Source organism: Stutzerimonas stutzeri, from assembly GCF_024448985.1.
Lineage (GTDB): Bacteria > Pseudomonadota > Gammaproteobacteria > Pseudomonadales > Pseudomonadaceae > Stutzerimonas > Stutzerimonas stutzeri_AP.
In genome coordinates this window covers 1-26,066 of the sequence record NZ_JAMOII010000027.1, presented here as the reverse complement: position 1 = coordinate 26,066, position 26,066 = coordinate 1, and the positions used below count along the sequence as shown (strand labels likewise).

Sequence of the window (26,066 nt, the reverse complement as noted above, 5' to 3'; positions counted from 1 at the left end):
GTCGAGTTCCGTTTGCGGGATCGATGAGCTCTGCACTGTTCGCTTCTCACGTTACAGATCAAATCGACCTCACTGTCAGTCCGTGCTGCCCCGCTGCTGCAAAGCTGGCACGGAGACGCTCGGCCCTCGCGATACACAACTGATCAACCCTCGCTCACAACAACAATCAAGGAGCTATGCAGCAGATGCTAGACGCAAAGACGGCGACCCCAGCTGTCACTGAAATGCAGGTCATTCCGGTGGCAGGTTACGACAGCATGCTGCTCAACCTCTGCGGCGCGCACTCTCCGTACTTCACCCGCAATCTGGTGATCCTCAAAGACAGCGCCGGCCGCACCGGTATCGGTGAAGTGCCGGGAGGCGAAGGTATCCGACAGGCGCTCGAACGTACCAAAGCGATGGTGATTGGTCAGCAGATCGGTCGCTACAACCGGGTGCTGAATATGTTGCGCCATGCCATCGCCGGCGGCTCGGCGGGTGGCCCGCAGACCACTCAGCATCAGGTGTCCTCTGAGGCGGAAGCCGCCGTTTTGAAGCAGCCACACGAGATTAATTTGCGGCTGGACAACGTCATCACTGCGGTCGAAGCCGCCCTCCTCGACCTGCTCGGCCAACACCTCGAAGTGCCTGTGGCAGACTTGCTCGGCAGTGGGCAGCAACGCGACAGAGTGCCGATGCTGGCGTACCTCTTCTATATAGGTGACCGTAATCGCACCGATTTGCCCTATCTCGCTGGCACCGGTTCGGCCGATGACTGGTATCACATCCGTCATCAAGAGGCAGTCACTCCCGAGTCCATCGTTCGGCTGGCCGAGGCCGCCGCGGCGCGTTACGGCTTCAAGGATTTTAAACTCAAGGGCGGAGTGATGCGCGGCAGCGAGGAAATGCAGGCAATCGCCGGCATCAAGACGCGCTTCCCCGACGCACGTGTCACGTTGGACCCCAATGGCGCATGGTCCCTGGCTGAGGCCATCGAACTGTGCAAGGGCCAGGCCCATATCCTCGCGTATGCCGAAGACCCTTGCGGCCCGGAAAATGGTTATTCCGGTCGTGAAATCATGGCGGAATTCAAGCGTGCGACCGGTATTCCGACCGCCACCAATATGGTGGCGACCGATTGGCGACAGATGGGGCATTCGTTCCGCCTGGATGCCGTCGACATTCCGCTGGCCGATCCGCACTTCTGGACCATGCAAGGTTCGGTTCGCCTCGCTCAGCTATGCGAGCAGTTCGGCCTGACCTGGGGTTCGCACTCCAACAATCACTTCGATGTTTCCCTGGCGATGTTCACCCACGCCGCCGCAGCCGCTCCCGGAAAGATCACTGCGATCGACACCCATTGGATTTGGCAGGAAGGCCAGGAGCGTCTGACTCGCGAGCCCCTGCAAATCGTCGGTGGCGAAGTGCAAGTGCCGGACAAGCCGGGCCTTGGCATCGAGCCGGACATGGATCGGATCATGGCCGCGCACGAGCTTTACAACAAGGTCGCCACTGGCGCCCGTGACGACGCCATGGCTATGCAGTATCTGGCGCCAGGCTGGAAATACGATCCCAAGCGACCCAGCCTGGGCCGTTCATGACCCCAACGCGAGCCGAGACCAATCTGCGCCGTGGGCTGATGCTGTCGGATGGCGACTTCATGGGCTTTTTAACGAATCCGGTTTCAGCCAGTTTTCTGTTGTTGGCGCTTGCGTCGGTGCTATGGCATCTGGTGACCGCACTGCGCCGCCAAACTAGTGCCGTAACAAAGTTGCAGAGCGCCTGAAAACAAACTCCTGGTGCTGCCGAGACACAGGGCTCGACCACCGACCGCGCCCTCTGGCGCGGTCTTTCGTTTGGTGACTGCCGACTATGATTTGCCGATGCTCGGTCAGGTGGGCACGTCAAGTGAGCAGCTCTCGTCGTCATACAACTTAAGTGGCGTGTCGGAACTTTTCCGCTGCACACCGATGGGCTGGCTAACACGACTTTGGTGGGATGTGAAAACGCCGTACGGATAGTTAGCGTGGTGGCCGGCGCCATAGGCGGATTGCTCGCAAGTGCGCACAGAATGGATATTTCGCGAGCTTCGGCACTAAATCGTCGGAAGAATATTTCATAGATCGTTTGCAGAGGCGTTATTGGCACAGCGGGTTGACAAACGCCTACGGCGCCGCAAATAATCGAGCACAAGTCATCTGACAACCGATGACATCAAAACAATAAGCGACAGGCAGACCATCATGACAAGCAAGACAACTACTGCCACACCCTTCAATCGCCTCCTGCTAACGGGAGCGGCAGGAGGTTTAGGCAAGGTGTTACGCGAAACGCTTCGCCCTTACGCCAATATCATTCGCCTCTCCGATATCGCCTCGATGGAACCCGCTGCCGGACCTCACGAAGAGGTGGTGACCTGTAACCTCGCCGACAAAGCCGCCGTACATGCTCTCTGCGAAGGCGTCGACGCCATTGCGCATTTTGGTGGGGTATCGGTCGAGCGGCCTTTCGAGGAAGTTCTCGAAGGCAACATCCGAGGCGTGTTTCATATCTACGAAGCCGCACGCAAGCACGGCATCAAGCGTGTCGTCTTTGCCAGCTCCAACCATGTGATCGGATTCTACAAGCAGACCGAGAAGATCGACGCTAGCGTGGCGCGCCGTCCGGACAGCTATTACGGCTTGTCGAAATCCTACGGCGAAGACATGGCCAGTTTCTATTTCGATCGCTACGGCATCGAGACCGTCAGCATCCGCATCGGGTCTTCCTTCCCCGAGCCACTCAACCGCCGAATGATGGCCACCTATCTGAGCTACCGCGATCTGACCGACCTGATCGAGCGTTCGCTGTTCACCCCGAACGTAGGGCACACCGTGGTCTACGGCGCATCGGCGAACCGTGACGTCTGGTGGGACAACCACATGGCGGCGCATCTGGGCTTCGAGCCCAAGGACACGTCCGAGGTGTTCCGCGAAAAGATCGAAGCGCAACCACCCTACGCTGCCAATGATCCTGCCTTGATTTACCAGGGCGGCGCCTTCTGCGAAGCAGGCCCGTTCGACGATTGATTCTTCCCGCCACGCCGAGAACAACGACAAGAGAATCGCCATGGCAAACCAAGCAGAACTGATAGTCGATGCGCAGAACGCCACCGGGGAAAGTCCGGTCTGGGTCCCGCATGAACAAGCGCTCTACTGGGTCGATATTCCTAACCGCCAACTGCTGCGCTGGAAGGCGGCGGATGCCAAGGTAACCCGTTGGACAGCCGACCAGATGATCGCCTGTATCGCTCGCCGTGAGGGTGAAGGCAATCGCTGGGTCGCCGGCATGGAGAACGGCTACTTCGATGTTACTCCGCAGGACGACGGCTCCCTTCACGCCACGCGCCTGGCCGGAGTGCAGCATGGTCACGGCAATATGCGTTTCAATGATGGCCGCTGCGACCGCCAGGGGCGCTTCTGGGCGGGAACCATGGTCATGGATATGGCCGCCGGCATTTCCGCCGGCGCGCTGTATCGGCTCGACGGTGCCGTCGACAGTGATCCGCTCAGTGCACGTCTGAACGATTTCATCGTACCCAACGGACTCGGCTTCAGTCCGGATGGCTGCACCATGTATCTGTCGGATTCTCACCTCAGCGTTCAGAGCATCTGGGCTTTCGATTACGACATCGAAAGCGGTACGCCGAGCAACCGCCGGCTGTTCGTGGACATGAATCAGTATCCCGGCCGTCCGGATGGCGCAGCCGTCGACATCGACGGTTGCTACTGGATCTGCGGCAACGACGCAGGCCTGGTTCATCGCTTCACACCGGACGGTCGTCTCGACCGCTCGCTCGAAGTGCCGGTGAAGAAACCTGCCATGTGCGCCTTTGGCGGTCCTGGCCTGGACACCCTGTTCGTCACATCCATTCGCCCAAACGGTGACCTCTCCGACCAGCCACTGGCTGGCGGCGTATTCGCGCTGCAACCCGGCGTCGCCGGACTGGAGGAACCCCGCTTCCGCTAACGCTTCACCCACCAAGGACAGGCCGCAGTCGCCCGACCTTGTCGCTCGCAACGCTGCAACATCAACAACAACAAGATGGAGATTCAAATGAACTTCAAACGCAAGTTGCTCATCGCCGCGCTTCCCTTCGCCCTGTGTCTGCCGGGCCTCGCACAAGCCGCGACCACCTTGAAAATGGCCGAGGTCCATCCAGCAGGCTATCCGACCGTCGTGGCCATGGAGAATCTGGGCAAGAAACTCGAAGACGCCACCGATGGCGAGCTGAAATACCGGATGTTCTCCGGCGGCGTACTGGGCTCGGAAAAAGAAGTGGTCGAACAGCTCCAAATCGGCGCCGTCCAGATGACGCGCGTCAGCCTCGGCACGCTCGGTCCGGTGGTGTCCGACGTCAACGCCTTCAACATGCCGTTCGTGTTCCGCGATCACGAACACATGCGAAAGGTCATTGATGGCGAAATCGGGCAGGAGCTTCTCGACAAGATCACTGAATCCGAATTCAACATGGTCGGTCTGGCATGGATGGATGGCGGCGTCCGCAACATCTACACCAAGGAGCCGGTACGCAGCATCGAAGATCTCAAGGGCATGAAGATCCGGGTGATTGGCAACCCGCTGTTCATCGATACGCTGAATGCCATGGGCGCTCAGGGCGTGGCGATGGATACCGCGGAAATCTTCAGCGCACTGCAGACCGGCGTCGTCGACGGTGCCGAAAACAACCCGCCGACGCTGCTCGAGCACAACCATTACCGCACAGCCAAGCATTACACCCTGACCGGTCACCTGATTCTTCCCGAGCCTATCGTCATGTCCAAGACGGCCTGGAACAAGCTCACCCCGGAGCAACAGGAACTGGTGAAGACGTACGCTAAGGAAGCGCAGCAGGAAGAGCGCAAGCTCTGGGATGAAAAATCCGCCAGCAGCGAAGAAAAGCTCAAAGCCGCAGGCGTGGAATTCATCGAAGTCGATAAGAAGCCCTTCTACGATGCCACCGCCCCGGTACGCGAAAAGTACGGCGCCGCCTACACCGATCTGATCAAGCGTATCGAAGCCGTCCAGTAATAGGTCGTTCAGAAGAACCTCGCGACGCCGGCCCGCAGCCGGCGTCGTGCTCGCGGTGAAGCCTCATGAAAAATTCCTTACTACGCGTCAATGACGTGATCTACCTCAGCTGTATCTGGGTTGCCGGTTTGTCCATTATGGCCATGGCCCTGATCATTCCATGGGGCATTTTTGCCCGCTATGTACTGCGCACTGGTGCCGGCTGGCCCGAACCAGTGGCGATACTGCTAATGGCCATCTTTACCTTCGTCGGCGCGGCGGCCAGCTATCGTGCCGGTGCGCACATGGCGGTCACCACTTTGACGGATCGCATGCCCGCTTCCTGGCAGCGTTACATTGATCTTCTGGTTCAGTTCCTGATGGCCGCAATCTGCCTGTTCATGCTGATCTGGGGCATCAAACTGTGCGTCGCCACCTGGAATCAATATATGAGCACCTTGCCAACGCTACGCGTGGGCATCGCTTACTCACCCATTGCCATCGGCGGCTTCCTGAGTCTGATCTTCATCGTTGAGAAGCTCTGCTTCGGCGATCAACGCCATCGTCGCTCGGTCAATTTCGAGCTTTTCGAAGACAGCAAGGAAACACTCTAAATGGATGCGCTCATACTGGTAGGCAGCTTCATCGTCTTGATTTTCCTGCGCGTCCCGGTCGCTTATTCGCTGGGCCTGGCTGCGCTGGCAGGCGCCTGGTGGATCGATATTCCCTTGCACGCAGTGATGATTCAGATTGCTGGCGGCATCAACAAATTCTCCTTGCTGGCTATTCCGTTCTTTGTGCTTGCTGGCGCCATCATGGCCGAAGGCGGCATGTCTCGGCGCCTGGTGGCCTTCGCCAGCGTGCTGGTTGGCTTTGTCCGAGGCGGGTTGTCGCTGGTCAATATCATGGCCTCGACCTTCTTCGGCGCTATCTCGGGCTCTTCGCTGGCCGATACGGCCTCGGTCGGCTCTGTCCTCATTCCAGAAATGGAACGCAAGGGCTATCCCCGTGAGTTTTCCACCGCCGTGACCGTGAGCGGTTCGGTCCAGGCGCTGTTGACGCCACCAAGTCACAACTCGGTGCTCTACTCGCTGGCCGCTGGTGGCACCGTTTCCATCGCCTCACTGTTCATCGCCGGTATCGGCCCAGGCTTGCTGCTCAGCGCGGTGATGATGGGGCTTTGCCTGATATTCGCCAAAAAGCGTAACTACCCCAAGGGCGAAGTCATTCCACTACGCCAGGCACTGAAAATCTGCGTCGATGCGCTCTGGGGACTGTTCACCATGGTGATCATCCTGGGCGGCATTCTCAGCGGTGTTTTCACCGCGACCGAGTCCGCGGCGATCGCAGTGCTCTGGGCATTCTTCGTGACCATGTTCATCTACCGCGATTACAAATGGCGCGAACTGCCCAAGCTGTTGCATCGCACAGTGCGGACCTTGTCGATAGTGATGATCCTGATCGCCTTCGCAGGTGCCTTCGGCTACATCATGACGTTGATGCAGATCCCCTCGAAAATCACATCGATGTTCCTGACCCTGTCGGACAACCGCTACGTGATCCTCATGTGCATCAACTTCATGCTGCTGGCACTCGGTACGCTGATGGATATGGCTCCGCTTATTCTCATCCTCACACCGATCCTGATGCCCGTGATCACCGATATCGGGGTCGATCCGGTGCATTTCGGCATGATCATGCTGGTCAACCTCGGTATCGGGCTGATCACCCCGCCGGTGGGAGCGGTGCTGTTCGTCGGTGCCGCCATTGGCAAGGTCACCATCGAAAACACCATCAAGGCGCTGTTACCCTTCTATGCCGCGCTGTTCCTGGTGCTGATGGCCGTCACCTACATTCCGGCAATCTCCCTGTGGCTGCCGAGTGTAGTGCTGTAACGCGACGCCGCCCGCCCTGTTCGCAGGGCCGGGCGGTCTCACCGCTCAATGTTCACCTACGCCAGCCTATAGGGCTGGCGTTTGATTATTAGGATCGGAACTCGACATGACTGCTATAGCTACTCCCGACGTACCCGTAACTTTTCCGCGCCATATCGCAGTGTTGATACTCGTCTGCCTCGGCTGCGGGTTCGCCGGTAACCATGTCGCGGCGCGGGTTGCCTTCGATGACGGCGCGGGCGTGTTGTTGGCAATCCTGTTGCGTTCGGGCGGTACGCTCATTGTTCTGGCCGGGCTGGTTTTCTGGCAGCGACAGAGCATCCGCCTGGCGCCCGGTGCCTGGCGCTGGCAGTTGCTGTTGGGCTTGTTGATCGCCACTCAAAGCATCTGTCTGTATTCAGCCGTGGCGCGGGTTCCTGTGGCATTGGCGCTACTGGTGGCCAATGTGTTCCCGATCCTGCTGGCCTTGCTGACATGGGCCTTGGGAGGGGCGCGCCCCACAGCGCGCACTGCGTTGCTGATGGGCTTGATACTGGTCGGCCTGATATTCGTCCTGGAAGTGCCGGCACGCCTCTCTTCCAGCGAAGACGCAGGACCAGAATGGATTCTCGGGGTCGCGCTCGCATTCTGTGCCGCCAGCGTTTTCGCTCTAGCGCTCTGGATCACCGACCACAAGCTGTCGCAGGTACGCGGATCGGTGCGCAGCCTGTTGACCATGCTGATCGTATTCAGCAGCGCCAACCTTGCCGGGGCCAGCGGCCTGCTGCCTGGCGGGCTGTCGTTGCCGCAGAGTGGCACCGGCTGGACAGCGCTGGCAGTGCTGGTCGGGCTCTATGGCGCGGCATTCATTACGCTGTTCGTTTCCGTGCCAAGACTCAACATGTCGCGCAACGCACCGGTGATGAACATCGAACCCTTGGCGACCTTGATCATGGGCTGGCTGGTGCTCGATCAGATGCTCGCGGCGGGTCAGATTCTCGGTGGCGCCATCGTCATCTTCGGCATCGTCATGCTGACTTACCGCAAGGATTGATCCAGCAATAATCCCTTTTCTTTTATATAAAGAAGGCCGCATTCGCGGCCTTCTCTTCTTACTGCAGCGTTCAGCTGCCTGTCGCTACCATCCCGCCTGGTTCCCGGCTCGCTCCTGATGTTTGCTTGGTCCTGGCGATGCGTTCTGCACGCTGCCGCATGACGATATCCAGCGCACGGCTCGGCAGAATGTCGACATCATCGAACGTGATCAACTGGCCCGGCTCGATTGCACGCTTGAGCACTGTCTTGCGCAATAGTCCAATCGGCACGTGATGGGGATTCTCGTCGAGCTTCACCGCCTCGCCACGGAACTGGAAACCGCCAATGCCGCGCTCGATCAGCTCACCCGGGCGCATCGTGCGCTTGGCAATTGCAGCCACACCGAGCGTCGGTGTAGTTGAATTGTTCAGCAGCGCGCCACCGCCATTGAGCACACGGCGTACGGTTTTGCCAACCTCGAGTGAGCACAGGTGGAACGGGCGCACCAAGGTGTAATAAGGACCCGGCCCGAGCTTGAAGTATTCGAGGGCAGCCTGTTGGTTATCGTCATGTCGGCAGACCAGAAACACACCCCCGGCCGAGTATCCGGAAGGAATCACGTAGTCAACGAAGGGTTGGCCGAGACGATCAGCCATCATGCCCAGCACGTTGCCGGTTTCGGTCAGGTTGGTCGAAGCCATCCCGCCCAGGCCCTGTTTGGTAATGCTTGCGCCCAAGCCGTTCCCGACGATCACCTGTTCGATCTGTACCTTGGTGCCATCGGTAAAGGACGTCGTCTGGTCGATGCTGATGCCTTGGCGCTTCGACCAGAACATCATGTCTTCCAGTGTCGGATTGTGATTCAGATAGCCCTTCATGTTGCCGTATACCAGCGGCTTGAAACCCATCATCAAGGCTTCTTCATGCAACGCCGCCAGCGAGCCCGGCTGGTCGCCTTCTGCCTCTGTGAGCAAGCCCTTCCCAGCCAGATAAGAACCTGTCGTCACCTGTAGCTCGGCGTTTACCGTAACGACTGGCAACCCTGCTTCGAACGCACGCTCGATGACTTCCGTACCGTGGAAAACATCACCGCTGCATTCGATGATCAGGTCAGCCTCGTCGATAAGCTGATCGATGGAATTGGTGAGCCGCTCAGTAAGCGGAAAGTCGGTGAACGAACTCAACGGCCGCCGCGTCAGCACGCGAGAGACATGCATGTCCTGATAGTGCCGGTCGAGTAGGCGGATGAGGCAGTGGGCGATCATTCCTGTGCCCGAAATACCGATCTTTTTAGGAGGAGAAAGTGGCATGAGCGAATCCATTCAGTTTGGCAATGAAAACTAAGACCACAACGGCATAGAAAGATTTTGAGGGAAGCAAACAAAATCTGGCCTATCGCCATCGCGATAACAATGCGGGCACATCAGCATGAGGAAAATAAGGGGAGGAACAGCTAGCAGCCAATTGACATTGGCGCAGAGTAATAAGAGATGAGTGGGGTTTATTGTCGCCAGTAATCAGTTGCTAGAGAGACGGCGTTGCACCGCCTCTCTAATGACCTTTTATTTGAGTGCGGCGATAGCTGCGTCGTAATTCGGCTCGCTACCGATTTCCGGCACCAATTCGCTATAAAGCACCTGATCCTGCTCATCCAGGATCACGACCGCGCGTGCGGATATCCCGGCGAGCGGGCCGCTGGCGATCAACACGCCGTAGTCTTCGAGGAACTCGCGGCCACGCATGGTCGACAGATTCACTACATTTTCCAAACCTTCAGCACCGCAGAAACGCTTCTGCGCGAATGGCAAATCCGCGGAGATGCATAGCACCACGGTGTTGGCCAGTTCGTTGGCCTGAGCATTGAACTTGCGTACCGATGTGGCGCAAGTCGGCGTATCGATACTCGGGAAAATGTTCAAAACCTTGCGCTTACCGGCAAAGCTCTCCAGCGTGATATCTGACAGATCACCGCTTACCAGGCTAAATGGCCTCGCTTTCTGGCCGCCCTGTGGGAATGTGCCAGCGACCTGGATCGGGGCGCCTTTCAGGGTTACTTCAGTCATGTGAACTCCTCTCAGTCATGGGCCGCAAGACTGCCCTGCGGTCCAGTTTGCTTAAATCGTCTGCTTGCGGGCGAAGTATTCCTTGGTCAACTTGACCACGACAGGGCTAAGCAGAATCAGCGAGATCAGGTTGGGAATCGCCATCAAACCGTTAAGGGTATCTGCCAGCAGCCAGGCGAAGTCGAGCTGTGCGATCGCGCCGAAGGGCACTGCCAATACCCAGACGACGCGGAATGGCCAGATCGCTTTGGTGCCCATCATGAATTCCCAGCATTTTTCGCCGAAGTAGCTCCAGCCCAGAATGGTGGTAAAGGCGAAGACCACCAGAGCGATCGTCAGTAAGGCGCCGCCAAATCCAGGCATGGCCGATTCAAAGGCTGCGGCAGACAATGCCGCGCCGCTTTCGCCGCTGGTCCAGACGCCGGAACAGATGATCGCGAGACCGGTAATGGAGCAGATGATGATGGTATCGATGAAGGTACCCATCATGCCGATCATTCCGGAGCGCACAGAGCTTTTAGTAGTGCCGGCCGCTTGGGCAATACCTGCTGTCCCCAGGCCTGCCTCATTGGAAAAGATACCGCGCGCTACACCGAAGCGAATAGCGGCCATAACCGCCGCACCGGCGAACCCGCCAGTGGCTGCGATGGGTGTAAAGGCGTGGGTGAAGATCAGATCGAAGGCCGCCGGGATATCGGAGGCATGGACCACCAACACGACGATACCGGCAATGATGTAGGCAACGCACATGAAAGGCACCAGTGCAGCGGCCACGGCGCCAATGCGCTTGATACCGCCGAGAATCACCAGACCAACAACCACCATAGTGACCAGACCGGTGACCCACAGCGGCACCGAGAAGGTGGTTTCGAGCGCAAGCGCCATGCTGTTCACCTGCACCATGTTGCCGATGCCGAAGCCAGCCAGCCCACCAAAGATCGCGAATGCCCCACCGAGCCACAGCCACTTCTTGCCCAGACCATTCTTGATGGCATACATCGGGCCACCGACATGCTCGCCGCGGTCATCCTTCTCGCGGTAATGCACGGCCAGCACCACTTCACAGTACTTGGTCGCCATGCCCACCAGCGCCGTACACCACATCCAGAACAGCGCACCCGGCCCACCGAGGAAGATGGCGGTGGCGACACCAGCAATATTACCGGTACCGACGGTGGCCGCCAGACAGGTCATGAGTGCCTGAAATGGACTGATCTCGCCCGTGTCTTCATCGCCCTTGACGCGTCCGCGCCAGATCAGGGCGAAACCGGTGCCGATACGCACCAGAGGCATGAACTTGAGCATGACCATGAGGAAGAAACCAGTGCCTAGAATCAGCACCAGCATGGGCGGTCCCCAGACGAGACCGTTGACGCTATTGACTAGGTTTTGCAGAAATTCCATTCAAAGCACCCTTATTGATTATGTTAGACATCCTTGCCCGAGCGGCCCGCATTGGAGCGCAGTAGAAGCACAACGCCAGAAGGCATCACTGCCGTCTTCTACCACTAACCGAAACGACCCGGTAATGACCCTGAACTTCATGTGCTGGGTGACTACCGACAACTTGCAGGGCCCATGCCAAGGCCTCTGTAATAGCTGCGACACAAGGAGCGACCGAGCGATCCTACCACCACCACAAGCGCTTGGCGCGACGTCGATTGCACGCGATTCGCGCAGCATCGAAAAGACGCTGGAGGGCTTGTAGATCGACCGTTGAGTCACGCCGACTTGCCGGTTACATAAGCCCACCAGAGTAGCCTAAGGCGGCACCGCCGCCAGTCCACTCAATATATTTTTCAAGAAGCGGATACCGCACCGTGACGTTAGAAATTACGTCGGTAGAAAACGTCAAGGGAGCTGGCCAACCCGCTTGCGGCTTCGAGAAAAATGCGTTTGGTCAGTTGATAGCGCAGGGCAACGGTGTTGGCCGACTCGAATACGCCCACACCATAGCGAAGCGTCAGGCGATCGGTCAGGCGCCCGCTGGCGACAACACTGGTCTCCGTGCCGCTTCCTTCGGTGTCGAGCTGGAAATCCTGAATGCCCAGACGTTGCGCAACGTTTCCGGTGATCGATGCACTGCCAGCCAGGCCAAGCCCAAGGGCAGCCTGCGCCAACATATTGTTTTCACCGGCATCAGTTCCCAGCGGCCTTCCCAGCACCAAATAGGACAACGCCTGTTCCTGGCTCATCGCCGGTTCAGCGAACACATCGACCCTTGGCTGCTCGGCGCTGCCGGTGATGCGCAGACCGGCGATGACATTGTCCGAGTCGATCCGCCGTATCGCCTCGATATTCAGGAATGGCTGGGACAGGACGCCGGTGAACAGCAGCTGCGCGCGGCGAATGGTCAGACGTTGACCATAGGCTCGATAACGCCCGTTGTTGAGATTGAGCTCGCCACGCGCGTCGAGGTTGTCGCCGATGTGCAGATAACCCGCCAGGTCCGCGGTGAGACCAAAGCCGGAGAATCGCAGACGATCCTGGCCCACCTCGACATCGATATCCATGCGAATGGCCAACGGCGTCTGCGCGTCCTCGGCTTCCGTGCCGACGATTACGGCGTCCTCGGACACCCTGACCGTCGAAGGAGGCAGGTCACGAACCTGGATATCGCCACGGGGCACCAAGACCTTTCCACTTACCGCCAATTGGTCACCGGCCAGCTCCAACCGTAGATCCGGCTCGACTTCCAGTTCGGCATAGGGTTCGACGATAACCGGAAGCCGGCTGCCGCTGATGCGCATGTCCAGATCCAGCGCATCCGTCCAATTCAGGGTGCCGGCGATCTCCCCTCTTCCCTGCTCACCGCTGCGCCAGTCACCGTCGACTCGTACGCGCTCACCCTCGATGAGCGCGTGAATCTGCAGCTGCTCGAAACTGACTGGCAACTCACTGCCGGCAATCTCGGCGTCACTCAAGCTCAGCTCGCCGTTGACCTGCGGCGCTTGCAAGCTGCCGGACAACTCTCCACGCCCGTTCAGTTGCCCGTTCAACCGTTCGACCTGAGCGACGAAGGGCCTGGCTACGGATAGATCGAATTCGCTCAGAAGGAAGCTTCCCGAGATGGCTTTCTCTGCGGTACTCGGGTCGACCTGCAGGCTCACATCGAGTTCGCCGAGCTCGCCACCCTCGAAGCGCAAGCGGCTATTGACACGTTTGGGCGTCAGTTCGCTGTTCAAAGCCAGGGTCGCGTAAGGGAAATCAAGCCATCGGTCGCCATCACGCATGCGCAACGTGCCAGGGCCGGCGTCGATGCGAATGGTGCCGCTAGGGCCGGCGGCGGGCAGGTCCAGCGACAGGTCAGCGTTGACCTCGCCCTGCCAGTTAAGGTTGTGCGGCATGTGCTCGGCAAGCGATTCGAGCGGAAAGTCGCGTAGCCGATACCGCAGTCGCGGGTCGGGCAGAAGCCGCTGATCTTCGGCGCACAGCGTGGCGGGACCTGAACCGAAGCAGTGCTCGCCAAAGGTGATCCGACCGTTGGCCAGCCGCTCCAGCGATGCGGGTCGCTGAAGCGACCACTGCTGGCCTTGAGCATCCAGCTCAGCCCTCAGCAAGCGCCCTCGCCAGTCTTCGCCGTTCAGCCCGCCATCCAACCTCAGAGACAGGTCCAGCAATGGTCCCTGTAGTTGCAGATCGGCCTGGTGCGCCTGTTGAGAGCCTTCGCCTGCCACCTGTAGCTGGCCCAGTTCGGTATCGCCTGCCCGCAACCCATCGGCGACAAGTCGCAGTTGGCCACGTTCGCCTTGTTCAAGACGGGCAGCCAGCTCCAAACGTTCTATGCGGTTTTGCTGGAATGCCACCTGACTGCCCTCAAGGGTCAACGTGCCCTCGGGCATTTGCGGCGTACCGGCCAGCTTGAGGTCGCCGGCCAACTGCCCCTGCAGATCAGGCCAGAGTTGCGCCAGTCGGGTCAGGTTGAGTTCAAGATTCGCCTGCAGCGTTTCGGCCCAGCGCCCGCTGCCCTGGATTCGATTGTCGCCGAGGCGCAGGTCGACGAGCGGAACATCCCAGGCGACGCCCTGCCCACTCGCCTCCAGCTGTAGTTTCAAGGGTTGCTGACGCAACGCGCCAGCGAGATCCAGACGCGCTTCCGCCTGCAGCTGCTCATCGCGCATAGTGCCACGGCTGCTCAACGTGCCGGCCAGCTGGCCCGGCAACTCGGCCACCCAGTAGGACGGATCGAGCTCGCTCATATCCAGGCGAGTGTTCCAGTCGATGCCGTCCGCGAAACCCACGCTGAGATTACCGGCAGCTCTGCCCTGCCCGGCCTGCAATTCCAGCTGCGGTAGATGCACGACTTCGAGGTCGCCGCTGACAGGGCTTCGCAACGTGAAGTCACCGGATGGCCCGGTCAGCGCCGCATCGAAATTGCCCAGGTAGTTGCTGTCGTCGTACTGGATTTGCGCATCGAGAGTGCGCAACGCCACGGGCGGCTCTTCGACGTCCGGATAAAGCCTGCGCCAGGGGAAATCGCGCCACGCCAGCTCGGCTTCGCCCGTCATACCCTCCTGCCAATCGGCCTGCCCACTCAAGCTGATCCGCTGTCCTTCACCGGCATTCAGCTGAAGCGCTTCGACCTCGGCATGTTTGGCGTCGACCAGCGCGTTCAGCACAATGCCCACCGCACCGCCCTCGCCTTGCAAGCGTCCGTCACCAACCAGCCGATAGCCTTGCTCCAGATCCCCCTCGGCGCTGAGCTCAAGGGTGTCCAGCCGCAGTGCATCGGGCAGTTCAGGGCTCGCCTTGAAGCGCTCCACCACCACCCGTAGCTGCGCCGGCAGCTCAGACGCCAGCGGGCTTAACTGGCCGCTGAGCCTGGCATCGAGGTAACCCTGGCTTTCGACATTCAAATGCAACTGGTCGCGCAGCTCGCCGTTCATCGCAAGCATCAACGCCCAGGGTTGCGAGTCAGGTGAACGGATTGCAGCCGTGCCGCTCAACTCCAGCGGCCACTCACCGTTCGGTTGCAAGCGGCCGGTCAGATCCAGCGAAAGGTCATCGCGGCGTACCTGCAGGGCATTGATGTCCAGTCCTTCCTTTCGCCAATCGGCGCGCAGCTGCAGACTTCGCAGCTGTTCGACATCATTCAGCCGAAGCTCGCCGATTTCTATGCGCTCGATCCGCAGCTCCAGCGGCAGTTTGATGTCCGGCAGGCTGAACGGCTCGCTTGGCGCGTCGTGCTCAGGCGCTGGCGGAAATTGCAGATCGATGTCGCCGACGACCAGCTCCTCGATGCACAGCGTCATGCGCAACAGGCACAGCGGTGACCACGCCATTCGCGGCGCATCCACCACTGCACGATTGGCGCCCTGTTGCCATGTCAGCCGTTCCGCCTGCCATTCACCACCCAGACGTCCGTGAAATTGCTCCACTTCCACTCCGGGAATCTTGCCCAGGACCCAGCGACTGCCCGTGTGGGTACCCAGCACCGCACCTACGGTCAGCAGAATCAGCAGCAGTAAAGTCACTAGGCCGAGCATTACCCAGCCGACAATTTTCGCGGTACGCCTCAAAGCTCCGGCCCCATGGAGAAATGCAGCCGCACGCCGCCGTCACTGTCCAACGGATTGGCCAGATCGACACGAATCGGCCCGACCGGCGAAACCCAGCGCACGCCCAGACCTACGCTGCTTTTCAGCGACGGAAGCTCTAGCGAGTTGAACGCATTCCCTTGATCGATGAAGGTCGCAACGCGCCACTTGTCAGTGAGCGAATATTGATACTCAGCGCTGACGGCCAGCTGATAACGGCCGCCGATGCGGTCGCCGTCCGAGTTGGTCGGCGACAGACTTTGATAGTCGTAACCGCGCACGCTTTGATCGCCGCCAGCGAAATAGCGCAGTGACGGCGGCACGTTAGTGTATTCGTTGGTCCAGTTGCCACCGACCTGCACACGACCAAGGAAGCGATGGCGGTCCGCGAGGGTGATCAGGCCTTTCACAGTGGTGTTTGCATGGATCAGATCCGCGTCGGACAGCAGGCCTTCCTTCGCCGCAGCCAGCTCGAACTCCAAGCGGTAGCCACGGCTTGGGTCGATACGGTTGTCGCTGCGCAGGTAGCTGTAGGAGATGCCCGGCATCAACAGCGTGCTGACGCCCGTATCATCGCCCAGCTCATACTGTTCATGGCGCCATTTGAGCGACCAGACCCGCTGCCAGCCACTGGGCAGCTTCCGATGCCACTCGGGGCCAACTGTCAGCAGCTCACTCAGGCTGTCGTTGTCACCCAATTCCTCGTACTGGTAGCCGGCCGCATAGCGCAGCTTGTCGGTCAGCGGCGGGTCCAGCGGCACGTCGTACCAGAGCCCTACATTCTGACGCGGAGCCGAGAGTTCGGTCTCGACGCCGTAACTGTGGCCCTGGGGGTTGACCCAGTGACGGAGGAAATCCAGACGCATGCGCGGTCCCACGTCGGTGGAAAATCCCAACCCCAGCCCGAGGGTTCTGGGATCGCGCGTGGTCAACTGCACCGCGACAGGAATGCGCTGCTGTTGGGCATTAGCCGGGTTGGCATCGACCCGTACCCCTTCGAAATACCCACTGGACTGCATCGCCTGGTTAAGTTCGGCCACCAGCTCCGAGTCATAGGGCGTGCCCGCCTGGAACGGCACCATCCGCGCCAGAAGATCCGGGTCGAACGGTGAATCGCCTTCGAAACTGACATTCCCCAGCACATAACGCGGGCCGCTTTCGAACACCAACTCGACATCCGCGGCATTCACCGCAGGATCGATGGTCAGGCGTTGGCTCGTGAAGCGACCGTCGAAATATCCGTAGCGCGAGGCCTGATTGAGGATCTGCTGCTTGGCCTCCTCATACTGCCCATGGTTGAGCACGTTGCCGGTCCTGAGCGTGTTACGGGGCACACGGAAGGTACGCAGCTCGCTTGCTGGCCCATCCACGCGCAGGGTGATGTTGCGCAGTCGAACCGGCTCGCCGGGTTCTATCCGCAGCATCAGCTGAGGATTTTCGCCACCACTGACTTCGGATTCGATTTCGCCGTTGTAATACCCCAGCGCCTGCAATGCCTTTTCCGCCTGTTCCTGGGCGATACGGCTGTAGCGCAGCAATTCACGCTCGTTACGGTCGCCCAGGTCGCCGATGTAGTTTTCGACGTTTTCACGTAACGCACGGTTGGATGGCTCGACCCTGACATCGAGCTCCGCTGAATGAACGCCAATGGACAAAAACGAGACTAGGCCGACGGCAACGAGCCGGCCAATGGAGGACATACGCATGGCGAGCGATGCTAGCACGATAGACACCGATGCTCGACTCGGCGTGGATGCGTGTAGCACGGCACATACAGCGTTAGGTTGAACATCGGAAAACTTCGTTGGAAAACCACCGGTTTGGACTATGCGCAACGCGCAAAAATTCGCCGTTATCCTCGACTGGCTTCGACCTGGCGCGGCGAGGGATGGAAGAACACGTGTTCGACCACCGGCCCGATCGCGACCTGACCGATTTCCTCATAGCCCTGCCGCTCATAGAAGTTCAGGTAGCGTGGATTGCCGGTGTCGACCACCAGCCCCTGCGAGGCCGTGTCCACGGCACACCAGTTATGCAGCGCCTCAAGCAACTGCTCACCGTAGTGCTGCCCTTGAAACTGCGGATGAACAGCCATCAATGGCAACACATGAAAAGCGCCCGGCGGCAGGCAGCCGAGCACTGCCGCGTGGTAATCGAGATACCGCCGGGTGCAGCGAAAGCCCGCGGTCATCAGCATGCGCATGCGCCAGACCCAACTCTCGGTGACATCCAGGCGACGCTGCGGCGGCGCGATCAACGCCACGGCGATCAGCCGATCATCCCCCAGCAACCCCAGCGCGGGCTGGTCCTGCAGAAAATGTTGATTGACCAGCTCACGGACGGTGGCGCGTACACGCTGGTCGTACCCCGGCCGGTCGGATTCGAACAGGTAGGCATAGGTGGGTTCGTGACGGTAAGCGTTGTACAGAAGCGAGCGCGCCTCCCTGGCATAACCACTGTCCAGCATTCGTATTTCAGTAGGCATCGGCATGACGGTTCTCTTTCTTCTATATGTTGTAGAGCGCTGAGTTCACGTTAGCACCCGCGTCGCGGTCGTGCCGCTTATTGGCGACCGGCTGATACGACTCGCACCGCAAAGCCCGAACCGATTAGAATCGCGGTTTTTCCGGAGCCCGCACCCATGAAGCTCGTTTCCTTTAATATCAACGGCTTACGCGCACGGCCTCATCAAGTTTCTGCACTTATCGACAAACATCAGCCGGACGTTATCGGTCTGCAGGAAACCAAGGTAGCGGACGAGCAGTTCCCTCAGGCTGAGATCGAAGCCCTCGGCTATCACGTGCATTTCCATGGTCAGAAAGGCCATTACGGTGTCGCCCTGCTGTCGCGACAGGCGCCGCTGGAAATCCACAAAGGCTTTCCTGGCGATGGGGAAGAATCGCAGAAGCGCTTCATCTGGGGCCGCTTCGCCGATGCTAATGGCCAGCCGGTGACCGTCATGAATGGCTATTTCCCACAGGGTGAAAGCCGCATCCATCCGACCAAGTTTCCCGCCAAGACGAAGTTCTACGCGGATCTGCAAGCCTTGCTGGAAGAGCGTTTCACTCCCGATCAGTCGGTAGCGGTCATGGGCGACTTCAACATCTCGCCTGAAGATTGCGACATCGGCATCGGCGACGTGAACGCCAAGCGCTGGCTGCGTACAGGCAAGTGCAGCTTTTTGCCGGAAGAACGCGAATGGTTGGCACGACTGAAGAGCTGGGGTTTGCAGGACAGCTTCCGTACGCTCAACCCAGAAGTCGTTGATCGCTTCAGTTGGTTCGACTACCGCAGCCGTGGTTTCGAAGACGACCCGCGTCGAGGGCTGCGCATCGACCTGATCCTGACCACAGCCGCCCTGCATCAGCGCGTCATCGACTGTGGTGTCGACTACGATATCCGCAGCATGGAAAAGCCCTCCGATCACTGCCCGGTCTGGATTGAGCTGAACTGAGCCGACGGTTCGGCTCGCATCTTCCAAGTACAGCGATCGCGTTGCGCAAAGATATGTCTACTGAGACACAGATCGACATCGCCCAGGTTTGCCGTCACATAACGGTAAACAAAGCGTCTTAATCTCCCCGCTTCTTTGAAAGGGAGATTCGCTGCATGGCACCTTTTACGTCCGCACGCACCACACGGAAACAGGTGTTATGCCTGGCGTTTTTCGCCCTGTTCTGTGCATCTCCCCTCTCAGTAAACGGAGCCGTGCCGGCGTTACCTGCAAAGGATCAGCCGGTACTGAGCATCCATGGATCGAACACCGTCGGCGCCAAACTGGCGCCCATGTTGATCGCCGGTCTGTTCGAGGCGCAGGGGTTGCAGTCGATAAAGATCGCTTCCACCAGAAAAAACGAGCAGCGGATAAACGCAGTCGACAGCAAAACCGGGCGCACGCTGTACGCCCTGGTTGCCGCTCACGGCACAGGCACTGGCTTTGCCGGACTCGGAGACGGTTCCGCCGATCTTGCCGCCGCATCGCGCCCCATCAAGGACAGCGAATACGACAGCCTGGCCAGCCTCGGTGACCTGCGCAGCGCACAGTCCGAGCAGATCATCGCCATCGACGGTTTGGCGATCATCGTCCATCCAAACAACCGAATCGCCTCACTCAGCGTCGCGCAAGTCGCGGGCCTGTTCGCTGGCGAGATTCGCAACTGGCGCGAGCTGGGCGGCGATGATCTGGCTGTCGAACTGCACGCACGCGACGATCAGTCCGGCACCTATGACACCTTCAAGGAACTGGTACTCGGCACGCAGGACAAGAAGCTCGCCAGCAGTGCCTTGCGTTATGAATCCAATGACCAGCTTTCCCAAACGGTTATCGGCCGCCCTGGTGCTATCGGCTTCGTGGGCCTCGCCTCGGTGGGAAGCGCCAAGGCGCTGGCAATTGCCGACGGCAACTCACAACCCATGCCTCCGTCCACCGCGTTGGTCGCGACAGAAGACTATCCGCTGTCGCGTCGTCTGTTCCTCTACGCCAAGCCTGCCGCCCAGTCGGACTGGACACGGGCCTATCTTGACTTTGCCCATAGCGCCGCCGGGCAGACCATCGTCGAAAAGGCCGGCTACGTCGCACAGGCAATCACTGCGATAAAGCTGCCGGCCCAACCCGACATGCCACAGCTTTACCAAGACCTGGCCAACGATGCCCGGCGGCTGACCGTCAACTTTCGTTTCGACGAGGGCAGCGCGCGGCTGGATAACAAGGCTCAACGCGATATCGGGCGCCTGATCGATTATCTCCAGCGTGCTGACAAGCAGATGAACGCCGCAGTGCTGGTGGGTTTCGGCGATGCACGAGGGGACTCGGCACGTACCGAGCTTCTATCCAAACTCCGCGCGATGGCGGTGCGTCGCGAATTAGCGCGCGGCGGAATCTTGGTGAAAGATATCAATGGGTTAGGTGATCAACTTCCAGTGGCCCCTGATACACCTTCAGGTCGCGTCAAGAACAGGCGCGTAGAGGTTTGGGTCTATTGAATGGCCCCCTGCGCCAGCAAAATCGTATCGGTCATTTGCCTGCCGCGTACTGTCCAGCCATCCATGCCGCCGTTAATCTCAATGGATCACCTGTGACGGGGGCACCATCATGTATCTGGTTTGTGGCGAAGCCTTGTTCGACGTCTTCGCGGCGCCGGCAAGTACTCAGCGTAATCGTCTGAATCTCGAAGCCATTGCCGGCGGTTCCCCGTTCAACGTGGCGGTCGGCCTCGCAAGGTTGGGCACGCCCTCTGCCTTGTTCACCGGTATCTCCCGCGATTACCTGGGCCGACAGTTGCGGCAGATACTTGAGGACGAGGGCGTTGACCTGCGCTTCCTTGTCGACTTCGATGCGCCGACTACGCTCGCCATGGTCGCGCTTGGTGCGGACGGCTCGCCGGTCTATAGCTTCCGAGGTGAAGGCTGCGCCGACCGGCTGCCACGCGACGAGCACCTCGCCCCGCTTGACGAGGCGATTCGCGGCATTCACGTCGGGTCCTATTCCCTCGTTACCACACCGATGGCCGACACTCTGCTCGCGCTGGTGCGCCGTGAACGCGCGCATCGGCTGATCTCGCTCGACCCCAACATCCGTCTCAACGTCGAACCGGACCTGATGCGCTGGCGCGAACGCGTCGAAGCATTCGCCGCGCTTGCGCATTTGATCAAGGTCAGCAATGAGGATCTGACGCTGCTCTACCCCGCTCACACGCCCGAAGACATCGCGCAGCGCTGGCTACAAGGCGGCTGTGAGCTGGTGTTGCTGACTCGCGGCGCAGAAGGTGCGCAGCTATTTAGCCGCCGCCATGGTCGATTCCAAGCCCCGGCTGAAGCTGTCACGGTGAGCGATACGGTCGGCGCTGGCGATACCTTCCAAGCCGCGCTTCTCAGTTATTTATCTGCGTCTGGTCTGGATTCTGCGACTGACCTGGTAAGGGTCGAGGCAAGCCAGCTCGAAACGTTGCTGCGCTTCGCTACCAAGGCGGCCGCCATCACCTGCTCGAGGCGTGGCCCCGACCTGCCCTACCGATACGAGCTCGACTAATCGCCGTTTGGCCGTTGCATCGGTAGCGTCTATAACATCCTCGACGACTTCAGGACGACGGAACCTACATGAGAGCGTTGAAGATCTCCGACCCCTCCTACGAGCTGATGGACGACCACCACGGCAACTCGCTGATCTACCGGGAGCACGGCTTCCCCTGCCATCTGGTGCGTTGGCATAACCACAAGGAGTACGAGCTGCACCTGATCGTCGCCAGTACCGGCAAGGTCTTCGTTGGCGACTACGTAGGCAACTTCGGCCCGGACAGTCTGTTTCTCACCGGCCCGCATCTGCCGCACAACTGGATCAGCCAAGTCGATGAAGGCGAAATCGTCGCCAAGCGAGACATGCTGGTCAATTTCACCGATGAGTTGTTCGAAGCGGGCCACAGCGTCTTTTCAGAGCTGCGCAGCCTGGCGCCGATGCTCGAACGCTCGCGCCATGGCATCGAGTTCCGCTGCCGACGCACCATTACTGAGGCCGGTCGGTTGATGCAGAGAGTGGCTGACAGCCGCGGCGCCACCCGTCTCGGATATTTCCTGATCATGCTCGAGCTACTTGCGAGCTGTGACGACTACCAGCTGCTCTCCGGCACCACCTCGGTGCAGCTTGGAGATGAGAACCATGCCGACCGCACCAACATGGCGGTCAACTACATCTTCGATAACTACATGCGCGAACTGCCGCTCGAAGAAGTCGCCGGCCATCTGGGCATGAAGCCCACCTACTTCTCGCGCTTTTTCAAGCGCGCCACCGGACGTTGCTATGTCGAGTTCGTCAACAGCCTGCGCATCAGCAAATCCTGCGAGCTTTTGCTGGACAACGAAAAGCCGGTCACCGACGTCTGTTTCGAGTCCGGTTTCAACAACCTCTCCAATTTCAACCGCCGCTTCCAGCAACTCAAAGGCATGACGCCGTCGTGTTATCGCCGGCTGGTCGAACAGCGGCTGACGGCGCAGAACCTGGCCGGCTGATACGCATCGTCATCGCTTCGCGGTGTCGCTTCCCGACTGCCGAGGCGCCGCTTGCGCTGCCTTTCTGTATAGGTAACCCCGCTGCGCCGTGCTCTTCACCGTTGTCGAGCCGCATATCACTACACCCAGCACGATCAGATGAAAGTACAAAAAAGTATCGAACGAAGTGCGGTCAGGGCTTTGTAACCACCTCGATGCGAGCGTTGTAATGCTCGCGAGACGCTCGTACGCAGTACACGAGCAACAACAAAAACAACAAGCGCTTCCACCGCCCTGGCCGTGGAAGAGGAGTCCAGGATGAAAATCGTCAAACTGCTGCTCGGCACCACCTGTATTGCGATGATCGGCGCGACCCACGCGGCCGAAACCCTCACGGTCGCCACCGTCAACAATGCGGACATGATTCGCATGCAGCGCCTCTCCCAGACCTTCGAACAACAGAATCCCGAGATCGATCTCAACTGGGTCGTACTTGAAGAAAACGTACTGCGCCAGCGCCTGACCACCGACATCGCCACCCAGGGCGGGCAGTTCGACGTGCTGACCATCGGCATGTACGAAGCCTCGCTGTGGGGCGACAAGGGCTGGCTGGCACCGATGACCGACCTGCCCGCCGATTACGATCTCGACGATGTATTCCCCTCGGTCCGCGAAGGCCTGTCGGTCGACGGCACGCTCTATGCGCTGCCCTTCTACGCCGAAAGCTCGATGACCTACTACCGCACCGACCTGTTCGAGCAGGCCGGCCTGCAGATGCCGGAACGTCCAACCTGGACCCAGATGGCGGAATTCGCCGAGAAGCTGCACAAGCCGGATCAGGACCAGTACGGTATGTGCCTGCGCGGCAAGGCCGGCTGGGGCGAGAACATGGCATTGGTCACCACCGTCGCCAACGCCTTTGGCGCGCGCTGGTTCGACGAGCAATGGCAGCCTGAATTCAACGGTCCCGAATGGACCAAGGCCGCTGCCTTCTATGTGGACTTGCTGAGTAACTACGGGCCACCGGGCGCGTCCAGCAATGGCTTCAACGAAAACCTTGCGCTGTTCAACACCGGCAAGTGCGCCATGTGGGTCGATGCCACGGTGGCCGGCTCCTTCGTAACCGACACCTCGCAGAGCAGGGTCGCCGACAAAGTCGGCTTCACCTTCGCGCCGCAGGAAGACACCGATAAGGGCTCGGCCTGGTTGTATTCCTGGGCACTGGCCATTCCCAGCAGTTCGAAGAAGCAGGATGCGGCCAAGACCTTCGCCGCCTGGGCGACTTCCAAGGATTACGCCAAGCTGGTCGCCGAGACCGATGGCGTCGCCAACGTGCCGCCGGGTACTCGCGAATCGACCTACAGCGCCGAATACATGGCCGCCGCGCCCTTCGCCGAAATCACCTTGGAGTCGCTGAAGCAGGCCGACCCCGCTTCGCCGTCGGCCAAGCCGGTTCCATATGTCGGCATCCAGCTGGTGACCATTCCCGAGTTCCAGGCCATCGGCACCCAGGTCGGCAAGATGTTCGCCGCCGCCCTCACCGGGCAGATGCCAGTGGAACAGATGCTCACCGCCGTGCAGCAGTCGACCACGCGCGAGATGAAGCGCGCGGGCTATCCCAAGTAGGCAGCCGTTACCTCCCATTGAGGGCTCGCTGAGCCCTCATCGGCCCTCCTTCATCCGGAGCACGACCATGGCTACCACAACCACTGCCTTGCCCAAGGCTCCCGACACTCTCACGGACAGCGAACAGACCGAGCGCGCTCGCCGGCGACTCGGTCCTAGCTGGTTCCTCGTCAGCCCGTCCGTCGCGTTACTGCTGTTGTGGATGCTGGTGCCGCTGTCGATGACCGTCTATTTCTCCGTCATCCGCTACAACCTGCTCTATCCAGGCGAGAAAGATTTCGTCGGGCTGGAGAACTTTCATTACTTCCTGACCGATGCCGGTTTCATGCCCGGCATGACCAATACCCTGATCCTGGTCGGCAGCGTGCTGCTAATCAGTGTGGTGCTCGGCGTGTTGATCTCGGCACTGCTGGAAGCCGCGGACTTCGCCGGGCGTGGCATCGTCCGCGTGCTGTTGATTTCGCCGTTCTTCATCATGCCGACCGTCAGTGCCCTGGTCTGGAAGAACCTGATCTACCACCCGGTCTCGGGCATTCTCGCCGCCGTCTGGAAATTCTTCGGCGCGCAGCCCGTGGACTGGCTGGCGCAGCATCCGCTGGCCTCCATCGTGATCATCGTCTCCTGGCAATGGCTGCCCTTCGCCATCCTGATCCTGATGACCGCCATGCAGTCGCTGGACCAGGAGCAGAAGGAGGCGGCGCGCCTCGACGGCGCCGGTCCCATCGCCATCTTCTGGCACCTGACGCTGCCGCACCTGGCCCGGCCGATAGCGGTAGTGGTAATGATCGAAACCATCTTCCTGCTCTCGATATTTGCCGAAATCTTCACCACTACCAGCGGCGGCCCCGGTTACGCCTCCACCAACCTCGCCTACCTGATCTACAACCAGGCGCTGTTGCAGTTCGATGTCGGCATGGCGTCGGCGGGCGGGTTGATAGCAGTGGTCATCGCCAATATCGCGGCGATCATCCTGGTGCGGATGCTCGGCAAGAATCTCACCGAGAAATACTGAGGACAGACCGATGCTGACGCTGAAACAAAGTCGCCGCCTCAACACCCTGCTGGTTGGCGTGCTCGCCTGGGCGGTGGCGCTGCTGCTGTTCTTCCCGATCTTCTGGATGCTGATGACCAGCTTCAAGACCGAGATCGACGCCTTCGCCACGCCGCCGCAATTCATTTTCACGCCGACGTTGGACAACTACGTGCACATCCAGGAGCGCAGCGGTTACTTCAAGTACGCCTGGAACTCGGTGACCATCTCCTTCGGCGCCACCATCCTGGGCATGCTGATCGCCATCCCGGCGGCCTACTCCATGGCCTTCTTCGAGACCAAACGGACCAAGGGCACGCTGCTGTGGATGCTCTCTACCAAGATGCTGCCGGCGGTCGGCGTGCTGGTGCCGATCTACCTGCTGGCCAAGCAGTTCGGCCTGCTCGACAGCCGCACGGTGCTGATCGTCATCTACACGCTGATCAACCTGCCGATCCTGGTCTGGATGACCTACACCTACTTCAAGGACATCCCCCGCGACATCCTCGAAGCGGCGCGCATGGATGGCGCCACCCTGTCGCAGGAAATGCTTCGCGTGCTGCTGCCCATCAGCAAGGGCGGGCTGGCGTCCACCATGCTGCTGTCGCTGATCCTGTGCTGGAACGAGGCCTTCTGGTCGCTCAACCTCACCTCCTCCAATGCCGCGCCGCTGACGGCGCTGATCGCCTCCTACTCCAGCCCCGAGGGCCTGTTCTGGGCCAAGCTTTCGGCCGTATCCACCCTGGCCTGCGCACCCATTCTGATATTCGGCTGGATCAGCCAGAAACAGCTGGTCCGTGGCCTGTCGTTCGGCGCAGTGAAATAAGCGTCGCGATTGAACAGAGAAGAACAACAGAGGAATCGAACATGGCAGATCTGAAAATTCACAGCC

General features: G+C 59.8%; 20 protein-coding genes. 14 read left to right on the top strand and 6 right to left on the bottom strand.

What is annotated here, in order from left to right:
* Window positions 1-185: 185 nt before the first annotated feature.
* The 7 genes from NA647_RS18590 (at window position 186) to NA647_RS18555 (ending at window position 7,956) form a co-directional block, all read left to right on the top strand.
* Window positions 186-1,580 (top strand): enolase C-terminal domain-like protein, encoded by a 1,395-nt coding sequence (locus NA647_RS18590; RefSeq protein WP_256059023.1) that lies wholly within the window; start codon window positions 186-188, stop codon window positions 1,578-1,580.
* 642 nt (window positions 1,581-2,222) lie between these two features.
* Window positions 2,223-3,047, top strand: a complete 825-nt coding sequence (locus NA647_RS18580) for an NAD-dependent epimerase/dehydratase family protein (RefSeq protein WP_256059022.1) — start codon at window positions 2,223-2,225, stop codon at window positions 3,045-3,047.
* Window positions 3,048-3,087: 40 nt separating this feature from the next.
* Window positions 3,088-3,987, top strand: a complete 900-nt coding sequence (locus tag NA647_RS18575; RefSeq protein ID WP_256059021.1) for an SMP-30/gluconolactonase/LRE family protein — start codon at window positions 3,088-3,090, stop codon at window positions 3,985-3,987.
* 87 nt (window positions 3,988-4,074) lie between these two features.
* The gene (locus tag NA647_RS18570) at window positions 4,075-5,049 is read left to right on the top strand and encodes a TRAP transporter substrate-binding protein (protein WP_256059020.1); all 975 of its coding nucleotides are present in this window, start codon (window positions 4,075-4,077) and stop codon (window positions 5,047-5,049) included.
* Window positions 5,050-5,114: 65 nt separating this feature from the next.
* Complete coding sequence (locus NA647_RS18565; RefSeq protein ID WP_256059019.1) at window positions 5,115-5,642, top strand: TRAP transporter small permease; 528 nt, start codon at window positions 5,115-5,117, stop codon at window positions 5,640-5,642.
* Window positions 5,643-6,923: a TRAP transporter large permease gene (locus tag NA647_RS18560; protein WP_197444972.1), complete on the top strand. Its 1,281-nt coding sequence runs from the start codon at window positions 5,643-5,645 to the stop codon at window positions 6,921-6,923. It abuts the gene before it with no gap.
* A 106-nt stretch (window positions 6,924-7,029) separates the two neighbouring features.
* Entirely contained in the window at window positions 7,030-7,956 is a 927-nt protein-coding gene (locus NA647_RS18555) for an EamA family transporter (protein WP_131648750.1), read from the top strand.
* A 70-nt stretch (window positions 7,957-8,026) separates the two neighbouring features.
* Here NA647_RS18555 and NA647_RS18550 read toward each other — a convergent pair whose 3' ends face one another.
* The 6 genes from NA647_RS18550 to NA647_RS18525 all read right to left on the bottom strand — a co-directional run bounded on the left by NA647_RS18550 (window position 8,027) and on the right by NA647_RS18525 (window position 18,028).
* Window positions 8,027-9,202 carry an NAD(P)-dependent oxidoreductase gene (locus tag NA647_RS18550; protein WP_256059041.1) on the bottom strand — a complete coding sequence of 392 codons (1,176 nt, stop codon included), beginning with the start codon at window positions 9,200-9,202 and terminating at the stop codon, window positions 8,027-8,029.
* Window positions 9,203-9,499: 297 nt separating this feature from the next.
* A complete protein-coding gene (gene tpx / locus NA647_RS18545; RefSeq protein ID WP_256059018.1) occupies window positions 9,500-10,000 on the bottom strand; it encodes a thiol peroxidase in 501 nt (166 codons plus the stop codon).
* Between the two features lie 51 nt (window positions 10,001-10,051).
* Window positions 10,052-11,404, bottom strand: coding sequence for an alanine/glycine:cation symporter family protein (locus NA647_RS18540; protein ID WP_256059017.1), 1,353 nt, complete (start codon window positions 11,402-11,404; stop codon window positions 10,052-10,054).
* Between the two features lie 422 nt (window positions 11,405-11,826).
* Window positions 11,827-15,486, bottom strand: coding sequence for a translocation/assembly module TamB domain-containing protein (locus NA647_RS18535; protein ID WP_256059040.1), 3,660 nt, complete (start codon window positions 15,484-15,486; stop codon window positions 11,827-11,829).
* 29 nt (window positions 15,487-15,515) lie between these two features.
* Window positions 15,516-17,243: an autotransporter assembly complex protein TamA gene (locus NA647_RS18530; RefSeq protein ID WP_256059016.1), complete on the bottom strand. Its 1,728-nt coding sequence runs from the start codon at window positions 17,241-17,243 to the stop codon at window positions 15,516-15,518.
* A 146-nt stretch (window positions 17,244-17,389) separates the two neighbouring features.
* Entirely contained in the window at window positions 17,390-18,028 is a 639-nt protein-coding gene (locus tag NA647_RS18525; RefSeq protein WP_256059015.1) for a GNAT family N-acetyltransferase, read from the bottom strand.
* A 150-nt stretch (window positions 18,029-18,178) separates the two neighbouring features.
* Between NA647_RS18525 and xthA the strand changes: the two genes are divergently transcribed.
* From xthA to NA647_RS18490, 7 genes are all read left to right on the top strand, one after another.
* Complete coding sequence (gene xthA / locus NA647_RS18520) at window positions 18,179-18,991, top strand: exodeoxyribonuclease III (protein WP_256059014.1); 813 nt, start codon at window positions 18,179-18,181, stop codon at window positions 18,989-18,991.
* Between the two features lie 155 nt (window positions 18,992-19,146).
* Window positions 19,147-20,520, top strand: a complete 1,374-nt coding sequence (locus NA647_RS18515; protein WP_256059013.1) for a substrate-binding domain-containing protein — start codon at window positions 19,147-19,149, stop codon at window positions 20,518-20,520.
* 109 nt (window positions 20,521-20,629) lie between these two features.
* On the top strand, window positions 20,630-21,565 hold the full coding sequence (locus NA647_RS18510) for a carbohydrate kinase family protein (RefSeq protein ID WP_256059012.1): 936 nt from the start codon (window positions 20,630-20,632) through the stop codon (window positions 21,563-21,565).
* Between the two features lie 68 nt (window positions 21,566-21,633).
* On the top strand, window positions 21,634-22,539 hold the full coding sequence (locus tag NA647_RS18505) for an AraC family transcriptional regulator (protein WP_256059011.1): 906 nt from the start codon (window positions 21,634-21,636) through the stop codon (window positions 22,537-22,539).
* 297 nt (window positions 22,540-22,836) lie between these two features.
* Window positions 22,837-24,144: an ABC transporter substrate-binding protein gene (locus tag NA647_RS18500; protein ID WP_272889764.1), complete on the top strand. Its 1,308-nt coding sequence runs from the start codon at window positions 22,837-22,839 to the stop codon at window positions 24,142-24,144.
* Window positions 24,145-24,211: 67 nt separating this feature from the next.
* The gene (locus NA647_RS18495; protein WP_256059010.1) at window positions 24,212-25,156 is read left to right on the top strand and encodes a carbohydrate ABC transporter permease; all 945 of its coding nucleotides are present in this window, start codon (window positions 24,212-24,214) and stop codon (window positions 25,154-25,156) included.
* A gap of 10 nt (window positions 25,157-25,166) precedes the next feature.
* Complete coding sequence (locus NA647_RS18490) at window positions 25,167-26,000, top strand: carbohydrate ABC transporter permease (protein WP_256059009.1); 834 nt, start codon at window positions 25,167-25,169, stop codon at window positions 25,998-26,000.
* The last annotated feature ends 66 nt before the right edge of the window (window positions 26,001-26,066 follow it).

Bases quoted from the DNA above. Each gene is read 5' to 3' on its own strand.
- NA647_RS18590 (WP_256059023.1), top strand. From the start codon at position 186: ATGCTAGACGCAAAGACGGCGACCCCAGCTGTCACTGAAATGCAGGTC.
- NA647_RS18580 (WP_256059022.1), top strand. From the start codon at position 2,223: ATGACAAGCAAGACAACTACTGCCACACCCTTCAATCGCCTCCTGCTA.
- NA647_RS18575 (WP_256059021.1), top strand. From the start codon at position 3,088: ATGGCAAACCAAGCAGAACTGATAGTCGATGCGCAGAACGCCACCGGG.
- NA647_RS18570 (WP_256059020.1), top strand. From the start codon at position 4,075: ATGAACTTCAAACGCAAGTTGCTCATCGCCGCGCTTCCCTTCGCCCTG.
- NA647_RS18565 (WP_256059019.1), top strand. From the start codon at position 5,115: ATGAAAAATTCCTTACTACGCGTCAATGACGTGATCTACCTCAGCTGT.
- NA647_RS18560 (WP_197444972.1), top strand. From the start codon at position 5,643: ATGGATGCGCTCATACTGGTAGGCAGCTTCATCGTCTTGATTTTCCTG.
- NA647_RS18555 (WP_131648750.1), top strand. From the start codon at position 7,030: ATGACTGCTATAGCTACTCCCGACGTACCCGTAACTTTTCCGCGCCAT.
- NA647_RS18550 (WP_256059041.1), bottom strand. From the start codon at position 9,202: ATGATCGCCCACTGCCTCATCCGCCTACTCGACCGGCACTATCAGGAC.
- tpx (WP_256059018.1), bottom strand. From the start codon at position 10,000: ATGACTGAAGTAACCCTGAAAGGCGCCCCGATCCAGGTCGCTGGCACA.
- NA647_RS18540 (WP_256059017.1), bottom strand. From the start codon at position 11,404: ATGGAATTTCTGCAAAACCTAGTCAATAGCGTCAACGGTCTCGTCTGG.
- NA647_RS18535 (WP_256059040.1), bottom strand. From the start codon at position 15,486: ATGCTCGGCCTAGTGACTTTACTGCTGCTGATTCTGCTGACCGTAGGT.
- NA647_RS18530 (WP_256059016.1), bottom strand. From the start codon at position 17,243: ATGCGTATGTCCTCCATTGGCCGGCTCGTTGCCGTCGGCCTAGTCTCG.
- NA647_RS18525 (WP_256059015.1), bottom strand. From the start codon at position 18,028: ATGCCGATGCCTACTGAAATACGAATGCTGGACAGTGGTTATGCCAGG.
- xthA (WP_256059014.1), top strand. From the start codon at position 18,179: ATGAAGCTCGTTTCCTTTAATATCAACGGCTTACGCGCACGGCCTCAT.
- NA647_RS18515 (WP_256059013.1), top strand. From the start codon at position 19,147: ATGGCACCTTTTACGTCCGCACGCACCACACGGAAACAGGTGTTATGC.
- NA647_RS18510 (WP_256059012.1), top strand. From the start codon at position 20,630: ATGTATCTGGTTTGTGGCGAAGCCTTGTTCGACGTCTTCGCGGCGCCG.
- NA647_RS18505 (WP_256059011.1), top strand. From the start codon at position 21,634: ATGAGAGCGTTGAAGATCTCCGACCCCTCCTACGAGCTGATGGACGAC.
- NA647_RS18500 (WP_272889764.1), top strand. From the start codon at position 22,837: ATGAAAATCGTCAAACTGCTGCTCGGCACCACCTGTATTGCGATGATC.
- NA647_RS18495 (WP_256059010.1), top strand. From the start codon at position 24,212: ATGGCTACCACAACCACTGCCTTGCCCAAGGCTCCCGACACTCTCACG.
- NA647_RS18490 (WP_256059009.1), top strand. From the start codon at position 25,167: ATGCTGACGCTGAAACAAAGTCGCCGCCTCAACACCCTGCTGGTTGGC.